Origin of the sequence: Dermacoccus sp. Ellin185 (assembly GCF_000152185.1) — a bacterium.
GTDB lineage: Bacteria > Actinomycetota > Actinomycetes > Actinomycetales > Dermatophilaceae > Dermacoccus > Dermacoccus nishinomiyaensis.
Window position 1 is genome coordinate 86,322 of sequence record NZ_AEIQ01000077.1, and the last position, 16,526, is coordinate 102,847.

Below are 16,526 nucleotides of genomic sequence, written 5' to 3' on the forward strand. Positions count from 1 at the left end.
CGTTCTGCGTCCAAGTCTAGACCCGAGAGCCGACAACCCAACCGTCAGGCGCCGCCCGGAGCGCCGATCACGTTGCCGGGCGGCGAGATTCGCTCGCCTCGAGCTCTTGCCGCGCCGTCGCGCAGATCACTGCGGGCAGGCCTCCTGCAGCACCTCGACGACCGACGGCAGGACGTGCGTGTGCGGGCTCGCCTCAAGCGTCTCGCGCGAGACGGAACCCGAGAGCACCCCCGCGACGAGACCCGCCCCGCTGCGGGTACCCGCGACGAGATCGGCACCCGTGTCGCCCGCGACTACGACCCTTCGGACGTCGACGACGCCGGCACGTTCCATCGCCCGGAAGATCATGTACGGCGCGGGACGCCCCGCCGCCACCTCGTCGGCCGTGACGAGCGCATCGACCATCCCGCCGTCCTCGAGCGGCCCGACGCGCCAGCCCACCCCATCGAGCACCATGTCGGCGACGTCGCGGGTGAAACCGGTCGTCAGGGCGACCTTGAAGCCGGTGGCGCGGTGGATGGGCACGCTCGTGCGTGATCAGGTGATGTTCACCCCCGGCTGATTGGATGAGCGGGTGACCACCCTCCTGCTCATCCGCCACGGCCAGACCCCCAACAACGTCATCGGTGCGCTGGATACCGCGCTGCCCGGCGCCGGGCTCACCGAGCTCGGCCACGCGCAGGCCGACGACCTCGTGCCGCGCCTCGCCGATCGCCGCATCGATCGAGTCGTCGCGTCCGCCCACGATCGAGCGCGTCTCACGGCCGGACCGCTCACCGCCGAACGCGGGCTGACGCTGACGCAGGACGCCGGCTTCGGTGAGATCTTCGCCGGTGATCTCGAGATGGCGACGACGCACGAAGCCGCCGACATCTACCTCGACACGGCCTACGCGTGGGCCACCGGTGACCTCGAGGCGCGCATCCCGGGTGGCCCCGCCGGCGCGGAGACGCTCGAACGGTTCACCGAGGCACTCGAACGCTCCCTGGACGGGCTCGACGACGATGCGACGCTCGCCGTCGTCAGTCATGGCGCGGTGCTGCGGCTATGGGTGACGTCGCAGTGCGAGAACCTCACGCCGCGGGAGGTGCGTCAGCGTCGGATCCCCAACACGACCGTCCTGACGCTCGAGGGTCGGCCGGGCGCCTGGCGATTCGTGGCCTGGGACGAACCGCGCCTGCTCGACCTCGCCGCCGACGACCCGACGGCCAACGCCGACGAAGACTGAATAGCCCGCGGCGCGCATCGCGTCAGCCGTCCGCCGCCTGAGCCACATGATGCTGCCCGAGTCAGTCAGGACTGACTGAGTCAGTCAGGACTGACTCGGGCAGCGCCACGTGACGCGACTGATCAGGCAGCCTGCGCGCTCGTGCTCGACGAGGTGGGCGCCGTGGTCGACGAACTCGTCGAACCCGAACCACCCTGCGTCTGGCCGCTCGGCGCGCCATCGTGGCGGGGTCCGTCATGCCCGCCCGGCCCGCCGGGCTTGCCGGCCGTCACAGTCACGGTCTTGAGATCCTTGCTGACGTCGATCCGCACGTGCGCACCCGCCTTCGTGCCGAACGCGTGGTAGGTGCCGTCGCTCTCCTTGTAGACCTTCTCGACGGTGACGCCCGAGTCCTTCGCCTTGACGGCGTTCTTGACGCCGGTCAGGGCGGTACCCGTCACCTCGGTGCCGCGGTGGTGACCGTGGTGGCCGTGACCCCGGCCGGTGCGGACGGTGACCGTCTTGAGGTCCTTGCTCACCTCGACCATGACGCGCTTGCCGGACTTCGTGCCGAACGCGCGGTACGAACCGTCCGGCGCCTGACGCACGCCCTTGACGGTGATCGACGCGTCCTTCGCCTTCACCGCATTCTTGACGTTCGTCGCCGCGGTCCCCGTGACCAGCTTGTCGTGCATGCCGCGCATGCCGTGCCCGTCCTGGCCGGCGGCGCTGCCCTGCTGCGTCGTGGTGTTCGGGGTGGAGGTGCCGGTGCTCACCGTCTGCGAGCTCGCGAGCGCCGCCCCCGAGACCGCGAGGGTGCTCACTGCGCCGACGCCGGCGGCGATCTTACGACCGTTCTTCGCCATGGTTGACTCCTTCATCCGTGGGCCTCGACCGTTCGTGGCCCGACGGATGCACGCTGACCGCCGCGGCTGTGATGAAGCTATGTGCGCTACAAGGCGAGCCCATGCGTTCGCCTGCCGTCAGGTTCGAAGAAGCTGAGAGAATGCCGCCATGCCCGGCGCTCCCTCCGACGATCTCGCACCCATGACCTCTCCCGCTCCGTCCGCCCTCCCGTCGAGCGGCGATCACATCGCGTTCTATCGGTTCGTCGCGGTGCCCGACGTCGACGCCGCCGTCGTGCGGGTGCGCGAGCTGTGCGCTGCGCGCGAGGGTTTGACGGGGTCGGTCCTCATCGCGAGCGAGGGCGTCAACGGCATGCTCGCCGGAGCGCCCGAACAGGTCGACGCCTTTCTCGCGGCAGCGAGCGCCGACGCCGTCACGCGGGCCCTGTTCGACGGCATCGTCACCAAGCGCACCGCGTTCACACGTCCGCCGTTTCGCCGCATGATGGTCAAGGCGAAGCGCGAGATCGTGCCGCTGGGCGTCGACGGGCTCGACATGCCGAACCGCATGGAGGACGTGCGTGCCACCGACGTCGCGCCGCAGCGATGGCGCGAGCTGATCCGGCGCGACGACGTGATCGTCCTCGACAATCGCAACAGCTTCGAGTTCGGCGTCGGCCACTTCGAGGGGGCGATCGACCCGGGCGTCGAGAACTTCCGCGACTTCGCCGACTACGTCGAGGCGCACGCGCCTGCGTGGCGTGAGAGCGGGACGAAGGTCGCGATGTACTGCACGGGCGGCATCCGCTGCGAGAAGTCGAGCCCGTGGATGCAGGATCTGGGTCTCGAGGTCTTCCAGCTTCAGGGCGGCATCCTCAACTACTTCGCGCAGATGCCGGACGCCGACGTCGACTGGCGCGGCGAGTGCTTCGTGTTCGACGAACGCGTCAGCCTCGACACGCACCTGCGCGAGAGCGGCACGGGCGCCGCGGACGTCGACGAGCCCCGCCCCTCCGAGTGACGAGCGCGGGGCGCCTGCCCGACGGCACATGACATGTCGCCCCGGCTGACGAGTGCCCGCTGGGTCGTCGGGGCGTCGCGTCGTCGGGGCGTCAGGTCGCCGGGCCAACTGGCTGACGGACCGCCCAGCCCGCTGAAAATTGGGTGACGCCACCCCGCCACGCCGCCTAGCGTGAGGGTGTTCCCACCACTCCAGGAGGCCTGTGTATTCATCGTCCTTGCCCTCGGCCGGCGGCTCGTCCGGCAGCCACCTGCGCGTCGACGGCGTGTCGAAGAGCTACCCCGACCGTCGCGTCCTGACGAACATCTCCTTCAGCGTCGCGGGGGGCGAACGCGCCGCCCTCATCGGCGAGAACGGCACGGGCAAGTCGACGCTTCTGCGCCTCGTCGCCGGCCTCGAGCGCCCGGATGCGGGCAGCATCACCGCGCCCGGCAGCGTCGGTCTGCATCATCAACAGGCGCCGTTCGCCCTGACGCTGACGGCGCAGCAAGTGCTCGACGACGCCGCCGAGCCGATCCACGCTCTGGCGCGAGCGGTCGAGGTCGCGGGCGAGCGTCTCGCGCGAAACGCCGAGGACGCGCTCGCCGCAACCGAACTCGACGCGGCCCTCGCCGCGGCGGAGCGAGCCGATGCGTGGAACGTCGAGCACGCGATCGACGAACTCGTCGACGGCCTCGGCATCGGCGCAATCGCGCGTGACACGCCGATGAACGAGGTCTCCGGCGGCCAGCTCGCCCGCTTCTCCTTGGCGTGGATGCTCATCCGCCGTCCGCAGACGCTGCTGCTCGACGAGCCGACCAACCACCTCGACGATCGTGGCGCGCAGCTGCTCACATCGATGCTCCTGACGTGGCCCGGCCCGGTGCTGCTCGCGAGCCACGACCGTGCCTTCCTCGACGAGAGCGTCACCGACCTCATCGACCTCGACCCGCGGCCCCTGCCGCACCGGGTCGCCGCCCGCATCTCCGATGCCTCGGACGCCGGCGCCGCCCACGGCGTCACGCGTTTCACGGGCACGTTCTCCGACTACGTCCTCGCTCGCCACGACGAGCACGAACGCTGGGCGCGCCAGTATGAGGACGAGCAGGCCGAACTCAAACGGCTGCGCGCGAAGATGAGGGACGACCACACCGTCGGGCGCCCCGAACGAGGGCCCCGCACCGAGGCGCGCGGGGCGAAGAAGTTCTACTCGGACAAGAACGCCACCGTCGTCGCGCGCCGCGTCAACGATTCGCGCACGGCCTTGGAGCGACTCGAGAAGACGCAGGTGCGCAAACCCCCGGCCACGTTGCGGTTCAACACCGAGCGTTCCCTCGCGGCGGCCTCACGCCCGTCCGAACTTCCCGGCGGGCCGCTGCTCGCGGCGTCCGCCGTCAGCGTTCCGGGGCGTCTGGAGCCGACGAGCCTGACGGTGTCCGCCGGCGAGCGCTTCCTCGTCGAGGGGCCGAACGGGTGCGGCAAGTCGACGCTGCTGCGCGTCCTCGCCGGCGAGTTGGAGCCCGTCACGGGGTCAGTGCATCGCGAGCGTCGCGTCAGCGTCGGATTGCTCGGCCAGGACACGGCACCGCTCGCGTTCGACCGTCAGCCCTCTGCCGGCCCTGACGTCGACGCCCCGCACCTCGAGCCCGACACCACCGTCCTCGACGTCTACCGCGCCCGTGTCGGTGACGACCTGGCAGCGCGACGTCCGCTCGCGACGTTCGGCCTCATCGCCGCACGCGACGAGAACCGTGCGTTGGCCGACCTCAGCGTCGGGCAGCGTCGTCGTCTCGATCTGGCGTGTCTGCTGGCGTTGCCGCCGGACGTGCTGCTGCTCGACGAACCGACCAACCACTTCTCGCTCCTGCTCGCCGAGGACGTCGAACGGGCTCTTGACGACTACCCGGGCGCCGTCGTCGCCGCGAGCCACGACCGCATGCTGCGCTCGCGCTGGGCAGGAGAACGCCTCGCACTGAGCTCCCAGAAAACCCCCTAGCCACGCTCCGGAAAGCGGCGTAGGGTCGAGGCAACTGTTGTCCAGAGAAAGGAGTTCATGTCATGGGTATCGATGACAAGTTCGACAACGCCAAGGACGAGAAGCTCGGCCAGGCCAAGGAGGCCTTCGGCAAGGCGAGCGACGATCAGGGTCTCGAGGCCGAGGGCAAGGGCGACCAGATGGGCGCCAACCTCAAGCAGGCCGGCGAGAAGATCAAGGACGCCTTCAAGGGCTGATTGCCCGAAGCGTTGCCTACTTGGTCACGGGGCGCATCCTCACGACGAGGATGCGCCCCGTGTCGTATGTCCGCCCGGTCCAACCCTGCAGGCTCCCCCCGGGTACGAGCGCAGCGTCGACGGCCGATCGTCACGATGCGGTCTCGGTTGCGTCGCGTCCAGAGCGCTCGCCCAGGCCGCCCCGCAGCGTCAGACCGCGTCACCCACGCGACGTTCACAGGCCCCCTTAACACTCCCGTAACAATGGGGCGCGAGGGGTGTCACCTCGCTGGCCTAAAGTGATGAGCGGCACACCTGACCGGCGACGTGCGTCCCCGCGCGAGGCCGAGGTGTCCTCCTGTTCATGAAAGGCAACGTATGTCCTCGACTCCTGACGCGCTGAAGAATTCGGCCGCGTCCGATTCGCGCGACTCCGGTGACACCGGGTACGCCAAGCACCTGAAGAACCGCCACATCCAGATGATCGGCATCGGCGGCGCCATCGGCTCCGGCCTCTTCCTCGGCTCCGCGGGGCGTCTCAACGAAGCCGGCCCGTCCCTGATCTTCAGCTACGCCATCTGCGGCGCCGTCGCGATGATCGTCGTGCGTGCGCTCGGTGAGATGGTGCTGCACCGCCCGAGTTCGGGTGCCTTCGTCTCCTACAGTCGCGAGTTCATCGGAGAGAAGGGGGCGTACGCAGCGGGCTGGTTCCACTTCCTGAACTGGGCCTTCACTCTCATCGCGGACGCAACGGCGATCGCGACGTTCCTGTACTTCTGGAAGCCGGTGTCCGACGCCTTGCCGAAGTGGGCGCTCGCCCTCATCGCGCTGGCGATCGTTCTCGCCATCAACCTCATCGGCGTCAAGCTGTTCGGCGAGGTCGAGTTCTGGTTCTCCATCATCAAGGTCGCCATGCTCGTGGTCTTCATGGTGGTCGCGATCTACTTCATCGCGACGTCGCACCAGCTGGGCCCTGATACCGCAGGCCTGCGCAACATCACCGATCACGGCGGGATGTTCCCGAACGGGCCGAGCCACATGTGGACCCTGATGTCCGGCGTCATCTTCGCCTACGCCGCCATGGAACTCATCGGTGTGGCCGCCGGCGAGACGGAGAACCCGCGCGAGGTCATGCCGAAGGCCGTGCGCTCCGTCCTGTGGCGCATCCTGATCTTCTACGTCGGCACGATCACGCTGTTCTCGCTGCTCCTGCCGCACACCGCCTACCAGGCGGACACCTCGCCCTTCGTGACGGTCTTCGACCGCATCGGCTTCCACATCGGCGGCGTGAAGATGGCCGACATCATGACCGTGGTCCTCGTGACGGCGGTCGCCAGCTCGATGAACTCCGGCCTCTACTCCACCGGGCGCGTGCTGCGCTCGATGGCCGAGGCGGGCACGGCGCCGCGTTACCTGCGCAAGATGAGCAAGCACCAGGTGCCGTGGGCCGCGATCGCGACGACGGCTGCCTTCGGTCTCATCGGTGTGGCCATCAACTATGCGTGGCCCTCGGATGCCTTCGAGATCGTCCTGGAGGTCGCCGTCCTCGGCATCATCGGCGTGTGGGCCATGATCCTCATCTCTCACATGATGATGGTGCGCAAGGCGAAGCGCGGTGAGATGCAGCGACCCGACTTCCAGCTCAAGGGCGCGCCCTTCCTCAACATCGTCGCGCTGGGCTTCCTCGGCTTCATCCTGGTCCTGATGGCGACGCAGGGTGGCGTGCTGCAGAAGGTCGTCCTCATCATGGGCCCGGTCGTGGCCGCTCTCATGATCGGCGGTTGGTTCCTCGTCCGCAATCGGATCAACGCCGAAGCGTTCGACTCCGAGGACAACGCCATGGTGTGAGCCTCCGCTCATCACGTCTGATGCCCCGTCTACGTTCGTAGGCGGGGCATCACGCGTCGATGGCGTCATCTCAGAGCGGACACATGTGTGCACGCGGTCACATCGGTGGCCTAGAGTGTGCCAGTCATGTGGCCTGGGCTACGGCCCTCGAGCAGTAAGGCATCCCTCGATGTCCTCCCTCCTCTCTGAGCCTGCGCCCACCTCCGGGTCCGCGGCTCCCGGCGCGAACGGCCCCGCCGACGCCCCGCATTCCCGCGACGCCGGTGACACCGGGTACGCCAAGCACCTGAAGAACCGCCACATCCAGATGATCGGCATCGGCGGCGCCATCGGCTCCGGCCTCTTCCTCGGCTCCGCGGGGCGCCTGCACGAGGCCGGCCCGTCCCTGATCTTCAGCTACGCCATCTGCGGCGCCGTCGCGATGATCGTCGTGCGTGCGCTCGGTGAGATGGTGCTGCACCGCCCGAGCTCGGGCGCCTTCGTCTCCTACAGTCGCGAGTTCATCGGCGAGAAGGCGGCCTATGCCGCCGGGTGGTTCCACTTCATCAACTGGGGCTTCACCGTCATCGCCGACTCGACGGCCATCGCCGGGTTCCTCATCTTCTGGAAACCGATCTCCGACGCGCTGCCGCAGTGGGCTCTGGCGCTGCTGGCTCTCACGATCGTGCTCGTCATCAACCTCATCGGCGTGAAGTGGTTCGGCGAGATGGAGTTCTGGTTCTCCATCATCAAGGTCGTCACGATCATCGCGTTCATGTTCGTCTCGATCTTCTTCATCGTGACGAGCAAGGATCTGTCGTCGGACGGTCAGCACGCCACGGCCGGCCTGCACAACATCACCGACAGCGGTTTCTTCCCGAACGGCGTGTCGCCGATGTTCATGCTGATGTCCGGCGTCATCTTCGCGTACGCGTCGATGGAACTCATCGGCGTCGCCGCCGGCGAGACGGAGAACCCGCGCGAGGTCATGCCGAAGGCGGCGCGCGCCGTCGTGTGGCGCATCCTCGTGTTCTACATCGGCACGATCACCCTGATGACGCTGCTGCTGCCGACCGACCAGTACAAGAAGGGCGAGTCGCCGTTCGTCACCGTGCTCGACCGCGTCGGGTTCCACATCGGCGGCGTCCACATGGCCGACATCATGAGCGTCGTGCTGATCTCCGCCGTGGCGAGCTCGATGAACTCCGGCCTGTACTCGACCGGCCGTGTGCTGCGCTCGATGGCGATGGCCGGCACCGCGCCGCGCTACCTCGCGAAGATGAGCAAGACGCAGGTGCCCTACTGGGGCATCTTCACGACGTTCGCGTTCGGCCTCATCGGCGTCGGCATCAACTACGCGTGGCCGTCGGACGCGTTCGAGATGGTCCTCGAGCTCGCGACGCTCGGCATCATCGGCGTGTGGTCGATGATCCTCATCAGCCACCTCATGATGGTGCGCAAGGCCAAGCGCGGCGAGCTGGAGCGACCCGACTTCAAGCTCAAGGGCGCGCCGTTCCTCAACATCTTCGGCCTGCTGTTCATGGCGGCCGTGCTGCTGCTCATCATGTTCGGCGACGACCCGAAGGCCGCCAAGGCCGTCTACATCGGCGGGCCCGTCCTCGCGGCGCTCATGGTCGGCGGCTGGTTCCTCGTGCGCGGCCGCATCAACTCCGAAGCGTTCGACGACGAAGCGTCACGCATGTCCTGACGATCGAATGCCCGACGTGACGGCGCCCCACCCGGCCGGGTGGGGCGCCGTCACGTCTGTGCACTCCAGACGCCTCCTCGTGACCGGATCGCTCACGGCGATGACGGCCCTGCGTGCGTTGATGCCGCACGCCTCCCCTAGTGTGTGCGTGCCCAGGCCGCACCCGGCCTCGACGTGAAAGGGAGCGATGTCGACCTCCGCCGACACCCAGAACAACCCGGCGCCCACCGCGGGACGCCCCGCCGACGCCGGTGACCACGGCTATGCGAAGAACCTGAAGAACCGCCACATCCAGATGATCGGCATCGGTGGCGCCATCGGCACCGGACTGTTCCTCGGTGCCGGTGGCCGCCTCGAGAAGGGCGGGCCGTCCCTGCTCATCTCGTACGCCATCTGCGGTGTCGTCGCGATGATCGTCGTGCGCGCCCTCGGCGAGATGGTCGTGCACCGCCCGAGCTCGGGCGCGTTCGTCAGCTACAGCCGGGAGTTCATCGGCGAGAAGGCTGCCTACACCGCCGGTTGGATGCACTTCATCCACTGGGCGACGACGATCGTCGTCGACTGCACCGCGATCGCCCTGTACTTCCACTACTGGGGCTTCTTCAGCGAGCACGTCCCTCAGTGGGTCATCGCAGCCATCGCCCTCGTCGTGACCGTCGCGATCAACCTCGTCGGGGTGAAGCTGTTCGGTGAGATGGAGTTCTGGTTCTCCATCATCAAGGTCACCGCCCTGCTGGGGTTCATGGCCCTCGCGATCTACTTCATCGTCTCCGGCCACCACGTCGGTGGTTCCGCACCCGGGCTGCACAACATCACCAACCACGGCGGGTTCTTCCCGCACGGTCTCGCGCCGATGTTCATGCTCATGCAGGGCGTCATCTTCGCCTACTCGTCGATGGAGCTCGTCGGCGTCGCCGCCGGTGAGGCCGAGAACCCGCTCGAGGTCATGCCGCGCGCCGTCAACTCGGTGCTGTGGCGCATCATCGTCTTCTACCTCGGTTCTCTCGTGCTGCTGACGCTGCTGCTGCCCACCGATGAGTATTCGTCGACGACGTCGCCGTTCGTCACCGCCCTGGCGCAAGCCGGCGTGCCACACGCGGGGGACGTCATGAACGTCATCGTCATCACGGCCGCGGCATCGTCGATGAACTCGGGCCTGTACTCGACGGGACGTGTCATGCGGTCGATGGCCGTCTCCGGTTCGGCGCCGCGCTTCCTCGGCGTCATGAGCGGACGCGCCGTGCCCGCCGCCGGCATCATCGCGACGGCTGCACTCGGCGCTGTCGGCGTGGTCATCAACTATCTGTGGCCGAGCGAGGCGTTCGAGATCGCGCTCAACTTCGTGTCGGTGTGCATCATCGCGGTGTGGTGCCTCATCATGCTGAGCCACCTCGCGTTCGTCGTGAAGTCGAAGCGTGGCGGCGCCCCGCGGCCCGCGTTCCGCCTGTGGGCCTCCCCCGCGAGCGACATCTTCGCGCTGCTGTTTCTCGTCGCCGTCGTCGTGCTCCTGGCGACCAGTGACAACAAGGGCTTCCTGACGGTCTGCGTCGCCTCCCCGATCGTTGCGATCGCCCTCGTCATCGGGTGGTTCTTCGTGCGGAACAAGATCGACCCCGACGCCTTCGACGCCGAAGAAGCACGCCTCGAGGGCCCCGAACACTGACCCTCACCTCTGCACCCTGACGAACCCCCACCTGCCTGATGGGTGGGGGTTCGTGACGTCGCCGGTGCAGGAGGTTCGGTTGTGGCCGACGGCCGCCGACGCGCGATGGGGGTCATGTCGTTCGCCACTAGACTGACCGGGTGATCGAGCTTCCCGTGCTGTTCTCCACCACGCCCGACTACTACCGCTTCGCCGTCGTCGAGCTGCGCCGTGAGCTCGACATCGAGAAGGTGACGCGCGTCGGCGAGGACGCCGGGCTCGTGCAGTTGAAGGACGGCGGCCTCGAACGGATCCACGACCTCGCGACGAGCGGTTACCTCAGGTTCTGCAAGTACCTCGCGAACGTCGAGGCGAACACGCCGACGAAGGCGCATCGGCACGACGACGTCGAGGAGATCGCCGAGTGGGCCCTCGACGCGATGACGACGCGCCTCGAAGCGCTGACCGAGGCGGGCCGATATCGGGCCGGTGACGCCGTGTCGCTGCACACCTGGGATTCGGGGCAGGCGCCCTGGGCGCCGGGCAAGGTGCGTCGCCCCCTGCTCGAGATGCTCATGGACGAAGGTGTCCGCGTCGTCCCCGGCGGCGCCGAGCACACGCTGTCGCTCTGCCTCGGTGAGGATCGTCTGACGACGGGGGTGACGCCGACCCACCTCGGCCTGTCCGACTGGGCCGGCGGGCGCATCCGCCTCGCCGCGCGCAAGGAGCAGGTCAGCCGCGCCGAGTTCAAGCTCGAAGAACTCTTCGGTCTCATCGACGTGCCGCGCGGAGACGTCGCCGTCGACCTCGGCGCGAGCCCCGGGGGCTGGACGCGCATCCTGCGCTCGCGCGGTTTCTCGCAGGTGCACGCCGTCGACCCGGCCGACATCGACGAGCGCGTCATGAACCTCGGCGGCGTCGAGCATCACAAGACGACGGCGGGCGAGTTCGTCGCGAAGCACGGCGAGCGCGTCGACCTCATCGTCAACGACATGCGCATGCCGCCGCAGCTTTCGGCGCACACGATGCTCGAGGCGTCCGACATGCTGCGTCCCGGCGGCAGCGCGATCGTGACGTTGAAGCTCGGCACGAACAACCCCGTCAAGCAGGCCGACGAGGCGATGACGATGCTGACGAAGGCGTACGACATCACCTTCGCGCGGCAGTTGCAGCACAACCGCCACGAGATCACGCTGGTGCTCTCTCGCGTGTGATGCCGGCGCTCATCTCCCAGCATCGGGAGAAAATGCGTCGCCGCTCGCCGAGTTGGCTTTAGAACTCCCAACGTTGGGAGGTAATGAGTCGCCGCTCGCCGAGTCGGCTGCAAAACTCCCGACATGATGAGTTCTGAGCCAGATACTGCGACGCCGCCCGACTCTTGCGTGAACAGGCACCTCACCTTTCGACGCTCGAGGTGCGCCCGAGCAAGACGTCCGGCAGCAGCAACTGGGTCTTCCGGATCGGGGAGCACCTCGCGCTTCGGCTGACACGCTCCGATGCCTACGCCGACGACCTCGCCAAGGAGGTGACGTGGCTGCCGATGCTCGGAGCTGCCGTGAGAACACCGATCCCCCGAATCGAGTTCACCGGGCGCCCAAGTGCGGTGTTTCCGCGCCGATGGGCCGTCGTCACATGGCTCGAAGGCCGCACGCCCAGAGATCTTGAGGCGCCGATGCAGCAAGCGCTTGCCACCACGCTCGGCGAGTTCACCGCAGAGCTCCACGCGCTCGACACCTGCGGCGAAGTGGGCGGCGCCGAGCGCTGGGGCTACCGCTGTGGGGAGCCGGTGAACGACACCACTGACGGCTGGGTCGAGGAAGCAGCCGATGAGCTGAGCGATCTCTTCGACCCGGCTCAGGTGCGCCTGGCGTGGAAGCGGCTGCGCGAGGTCGGCCCCGCGCCGAAGGCCGGGGCCTGGGTGCACACCGACCTGTCGCCCGAGAACGTGCTCGTCGACGCTCGCGGCGCGCTGGCCGGGGTCATCGACTTCGGCGGGCTCGGTGTGGGTGACCCCGCGGTCGACCTGCTCTACGCCTGGGACCTCTTCGACGCACCGGGTCGCGCCGTGTTCGCGCGTGCCGCTGGTGCCGACGAGGCGATGTGGGCCCGTTCTCGCGCATGGGCCTTCGCCGGGCCGGGTCTTCTCACCTTGGCGAATTACCGCGACACCATGCCCGAGCGCACGGCGCGTCTCACCCGCATGGTCGAAGCCGTCGCCACCGACGTCGGGGTCGCTCTGCGCTGAAACGTCCAACCTTGGGAGTTTCGCAGCCAGTGCCTGGCCGAGTGGCTGCCGAACCCCCAACGTCAGGAGTTTCACAGCCAGTGCCTGCCCGAATAGCTGTAGAACTCCCAACGTCAGGAGTTTCGTCCGCCTACGCGAGCTGACGGAAGTGAGCCCGCCACTCGTCCGACGTTCGCACCGCGAGGCCCCGGCGTCCGAGGGCTGCGGCCACGGCTCGCACCGTTCCAGCCGGGTCGCGGTATATCCCGTGCGACACGACGCGGATGACCTCCCACCCCTCTGCGCGCAACGCCGCTTCGCGCTCGAGGTCCGCGTGCTTCTGCGCCTCGGTGGTGTAGTGGTGATCGCCGTCGTACTCGATCGCGATCTTCAGCTCGGGGTACGCGAGATCGAGCCGACGACGGCGCCCGCCGGCGACCACCTCGACCTGCGCCACCGGTCGCGGCAACCCCGCAAGGATGAGCAACACGCGCAGCCGCGTCTCCATCGCCGACTCTGCTGCCCCATCGACGAGCCGCACGAGATCCCGCCCGCGCCCCGGCCGCGTGCCGAGCGACTCCGCCCATGCAGCACGAGCCCGCACTGCATCCACCGACCTCAGGCGCAGGATGGCATCGGCGAGAACGACGGCGTCGACGAGGGAGAGCCACGGCAGGCACTCGCGCACGAGATCGAGCGGAGCCGTCGTCGGCAGGCGCCGCCGCACCGACGGCACCCACACCTCGGCAGTCTGCGAACGACCGAGGTGCCGATGCACGACCAACCCGGCGCTGCGTACGTCCCGATGCGCAGGGATGCTGACGCTGACACCCTCGAACGCAGGCACCGGCAATCCCCACAGCTGCGCCGCATCGAGGCGGGAGATGCGCGCTCCCTCCCCGCAGCGTCGTAACGCCGCCGCGCACCGAAGCCCGTGCGCCACCGGAACGCGAGCGTCGACGAATACACCTCGGAAGAGGCGACGGACGTCATCGGAGGCGAGGTCGCTCCGACTCAGGCCCGCCGCGAGCGCCTCCTGCGAGGTGAAGGGCAACGGACCGAATGCGCCCAGCGCGGTGCGTCGCCGCTCGGCTACCGCTCGGCGGGACGCGCGCTGTCCGGACGACGTTTCAGCTGCGGGTGAAGAGGTGGTCATGCCCCCAGACTCGCGGGTTCGCTGCGACCGTGCCGAAAGTTATCCACAGGACCTGGGAGCTTGGCGGGCGCGGCCGTCGAAGCGCCCGAGCTTGGGGTTTCGCAGCCGACCCGCGCCCCCGCCGGCCTTAAACGCCCGAGCTTGGGAGTTTCGCAGCCGACCCGCCACCCCCTGGGCCTCAGACGCCCGAGGTTGGGAGTTTCGCAGCCGGCCCGCGGCACGCGACCGTCGAAACGCCCAAGCTTGGGAGTTTCGCACTCAGCGTCCGCGCAACGTTCCGAATGCCTCCGAACGAACCCGCCAACAACCCGTGCCACAGGTCATCGTCGTGGGTGGAAATGTTGAGTTAACGGCGAGTTCGTCGTCACTTTCGACATTCGACACTGAAAACCAACAGGTCACCATGCATTTGTGACTCAGCTCACACGTTTGGTTCGATCGCCCATTTTATCTTGACGTCGAGATACCCGTACGTTCGAAGAGTCCCCATTCGTGCAGCGGAAAACAATCGTGGCCAGCCACGAAACGTCCGCGGCCGGGGTGACCGACGACAGCGATCAGGACGGCACGCGCGGAGATCCCGCTCGGGCCCGATCGCACACTAAGGATGGCCGATCCACATGACGACGATGGACATGCCGAAGGCCGGCGTTCCCACCGAAGGCGGCACGACGCACGAGGGCCTCGCGGCCTGGGTTGCGGAGGTCGCCGAGATGACCACCCCCGACCGCATCCAGTGGGTGACTGGATCGGATGAGGAGTGGAAGCAGATCACCGACAAGCTCGTCGAGCAGGGCACGTTCACGCGCCTCAACGAGGAGAAGAAGCCGAACTCGTTCTACGCCGCGAGCTCGCCGCAGGACGTCGCGCGAGTCGAGGACCGCACGTACATCTGCTCCGTCGACGAGAAGGACGCCGGGCCCACCAACAACTGGATGGACCCGAACGAGATGAAGGACCTCATGCGTGGCCTGTACAAGGGCTGCATGAAGGGCCGCACGATGTACGTCATCCCCTTCGTCATGGGTCACCTCGAGGCCGAGAACCCGATGTTCGGCGTCGAGATCACCGACTCGGAGTACGTCGTCGCGTCGATGCGCGTCATGGCGCGCTGCGGCACGAAGATCCTGAAGCGCATCGAGGAGCTCGGCGAGAACGCCAAGTACGTCCCCGCGCTGCACTCGCTCGGCGCGCCGCTCGCCGACGGCCAGAAGGACGTCGCGTGGCCGTGCAACGAGGAGAAGTACATCGTGCAGTTCCCCGAGGAGCGCACGATCTGGAGCTTCGGCTCGGGTTACGGCGGCAACGCGCTGCTGGGCAAGAAGTGCTACTCGCTGCGCATCGCGTCCGTCATGGCGCGTGACGAGGGCTGGCTCGCCGAGCACATGCTCATCCTCAAGCTGATCTCCCCGGAGAACAAGGTCTACTACGTCGCGGCGGCCTTCCCGAGCGCCTGCGGCAAGACGAACCTCGCGATGCTGAAGCCGACCATCCCGGGCTGGAAGGTCGAGACGCTCGGCGACGACATCGCCTGGATGCGTTTCGGTGAGGACGGCCGCCTCTACGCCGTCAACCCCGAGTTCGGATTCTTCGGCGTCGCGCCGGGCACGAACGAGCACACGAACCCGAACGCGATGGCCGCGATCAACAAGGGCAACAGCGTCTTCACGAACGTCGCCCTGACCGACGACGGCGACGTGTGGTGGGAGGAGCTGGAGAACACGCCGGCTCACGCGACGGACTGGAAGGGCAACGACTGGACGCCCGAGTCGGGCGAGCTGTCGAGCCACCCGAACAGCCGCTACTGCACGCCGATCGACCAGTGCGACATCCTGGCCGACGAGTACAACGACCCGCAGGGCGTGCCGATCTCGGCGATCCTGTTCGGTGGCCGCCGCAAGACGACGGTTCCGCTCGTCACCGAGGCCCGCGACTGGCTGCACGGCACCTTCATGGGCGCGACGCTGTCGTCCGAGACGACGGCCGCCGCGACCGGCGCGGTGGGCCTCGTGCGCCGCGACCCGATGGCGATGCTGCCGTTCATCGGCTACAACGCCGGCGACTACTTCCAGCACTGGGTCAACGTGGGCAAGGACGCCGACGCATCCAAGCTGCCGGCGATCTTCTACGTCAACTGGTTCCGTCGTGACGAGGACGGCGGCTTCCTGTGGCCGGGCTTCGGCGAGAACAGCCGCGTCCTCAAGTGGGTCATCGAGCGCATCGAGGGCAAGGCCGCCGCGGTCGAGACGCCCATCGGCCACGTCCCGACGCCCGAGTCGCTCGACGTCGACGGCCTCGGCCTGACGGACGCGCAGCTCGAGAAGGCGCTCGCCGTCGACGTCGAGGAGTGGAAGGCCGAGATCCCGCAGATCGAGGAATGGTTCGCGAAGTTCGGCGACCAGCTGCCCGTGCAGCTGCAGGTCGAGCTCGACGGTCTCAAGGAGCGCCTCGGCGCCTGAGCCCGTCACGGAGACGCTCACCGCCTCGGTGCCTGCATGAGTAGGTTCCGCCTCGGCGGGGCGTGCGCCAGCAGGTTCCGCTTGGGCGGGGCAGACTCGATGAAGCCCAGCAGGGTGCGTCTCCCCCACGACGTGGCGATCCCGGCCGATCGTCACTGGCCGTCGTCGGTCACGAAGCCTCCCGCGTGCTCACCCGAGCGCCCGGGAGGCTTCGCCGTCCCCCCGGCGATCCTCGTCCCCGTCGGCG

13 protein-coding genes are annotated in these 16,526 nt (G+C 68.0%); 10 read left to right on the forward strand and 3 right to left on the reverse strand.

Translation table 11 applies throughout. The annotated features are described in order from the left end of the window. Window positions 1-126: 126 nt before the first annotated feature. Entirely contained in the window at window positions 127-525 is a 399-nt protein-coding gene (locus HMPREF0321_RS08245; protein WP_006945734.1) for an HAD hydrolase-like protein, read from the reverse strand. Between the two features lie 49 nt (window positions 526-574). Between HMPREF0321_RS08245 and HMPREF0321_RS08250 the strand changes: the two genes are divergently transcribed. After that, window positions 575-1,228 carry a histidine phosphatase family protein gene (locus HMPREF0321_RS08250; RefSeq protein ID WP_006945659.1) on the forward strand — a complete coding sequence of 218 codons (654 nt, stop codon included), beginning with the start codon at window positions 575-577 and terminating at the stop codon, window positions 1,226-1,228. Between the two features lie 122 nt (window positions 1,229-1,350). Here HMPREF0321_RS08250 and HMPREF0321_RS08255 read toward each other — a convergent pair whose 3' ends face one another. After that, the gene (locus HMPREF0321_RS08255) at window positions 1,351-2,073 is read right to left on the reverse strand and encodes a hypothetical protein (protein WP_006945699.1); all 723 of its coding nucleotides are present in this window, start codon (window positions 2,071-2,073) and stop codon (window positions 1,351-1,353) included. Window positions 2,074-2,254: 181 nt separating this feature from the next. Here HMPREF0321_RS08255 and HMPREF0321_RS08260 point away from each other — a divergent pair, with 181 nt between their 5' ends. The 8 genes from HMPREF0321_RS08260 (at window position 2,255) to HMPREF0321_RS08295 (ending at window position 12,685) form a co-directional block, all read left to right on the forward strand. After that, entirely contained in the window at window positions 2,255-3,073 is an 819-nt protein-coding gene (locus HMPREF0321_RS08260; protein WP_136788809.1) for a rhodanese-like domain-containing protein, read from the forward strand. Between the two features lie 202 nt (window positions 3,074-3,275). Continuing rightward, window positions 3,276-5,048 (forward strand): ABC-F family ATP-binding cassette domain-containing protein, encoded by a 1,773-nt coding sequence (locus HMPREF0321_RS08265; RefSeq protein ID WP_006945723.1) that lies wholly within the window; start codon window positions 3,276-3,278, stop codon window positions 5,046-5,048. Between the two features lie 62 nt (window positions 5,049-5,110). Continuing rightward, on the forward strand, window positions 5,111-5,284 hold the full coding sequence (locus tag HMPREF0321_RS08270) for a CsbD family protein (RefSeq protein ID WP_006945671.1): 174 nt from the start codon (window positions 5,111-5,113) through the stop codon (window positions 5,282-5,284). A gap of 357 nt (window positions 5,285-5,641) precedes the next feature. Continuing rightward, complete coding sequence (locus HMPREF0321_RS08275; protein WP_006945676.1) at window positions 5,642-7,111, forward strand: amino acid permease; 1,470 nt, start codon at window positions 5,642-5,644, stop codon at window positions 7,109-7,111. Between the two features lie 169 nt (window positions 7,112-7,280). Further along, window positions 7,281-8,798: an amino acid permease gene (locus tag HMPREF0321_RS08280; protein WP_006945689.1), complete on the forward strand. Its 1,518-nt coding sequence runs from the start codon at window positions 7,281-7,283 to the stop codon at window positions 8,796-8,798. A gap of 187 nt (window positions 8,799-8,985) precedes the next feature. Then, the gene (locus tag HMPREF0321_RS08285; RefSeq protein ID WP_006945716.1) at window positions 8,986-10,461 is read left to right on the forward strand and encodes an amino acid permease; all 1,476 of its coding nucleotides are present in this window, start codon (window positions 8,986-8,988) and stop codon (window positions 10,459-10,461) included. A 140-nt stretch (window positions 10,462-10,601) separates the two neighbouring features. Beyond that, on the forward strand, window positions 10,602-11,654 hold the full coding sequence (locus HMPREF0321_RS08290; protein WP_254653981.1) for an SAM-dependent methyltransferase: 1,053 nt from the start codon (window positions 10,602-10,604) through the stop codon (window positions 11,652-11,654). A gap of 164 nt (window positions 11,655-11,818) precedes the next feature. Beyond that, window positions 11,819-12,685 carry an aminoglycoside phosphotransferase family protein gene (locus HMPREF0321_RS08295; protein WP_006945685.1) on the forward strand — a complete coding sequence of 289 codons (867 nt, stop codon included), beginning with the start codon at window positions 11,819-11,821 and terminating at the stop codon, window positions 12,683-12,685. A 130-nt stretch (window positions 12,686-12,815) separates the two neighbouring features. Here HMPREF0321_RS08295 and HMPREF0321_RS14905 read toward each other — a convergent pair whose 3' ends face one another. After that, window positions 12,816-13,820, reverse strand: coding sequence for an endonuclease domain-containing protein (locus tag HMPREF0321_RS14905; protein ID WP_082740941.1), 1,005 nt, complete (start codon window positions 13,818-13,820; stop codon window positions 12,816-12,818). 620 nt (window positions 13,821-14,440) lie between these two features. Here HMPREF0321_RS14905 and HMPREF0321_RS08310 point away from each other — a divergent pair. Beyond that, window positions 14,441-16,279: a phosphoenolpyruvate carboxykinase (GTP) gene (locus tag HMPREF0321_RS08310; protein ID WP_006945726.1), complete on the forward strand. Its 1,839-nt coding sequence runs from the start codon at window positions 14,441-14,443 to the stop codon at window positions 16,277-16,279. Window positions 16,280-16,526: the final 247 nt, after the last annotated feature.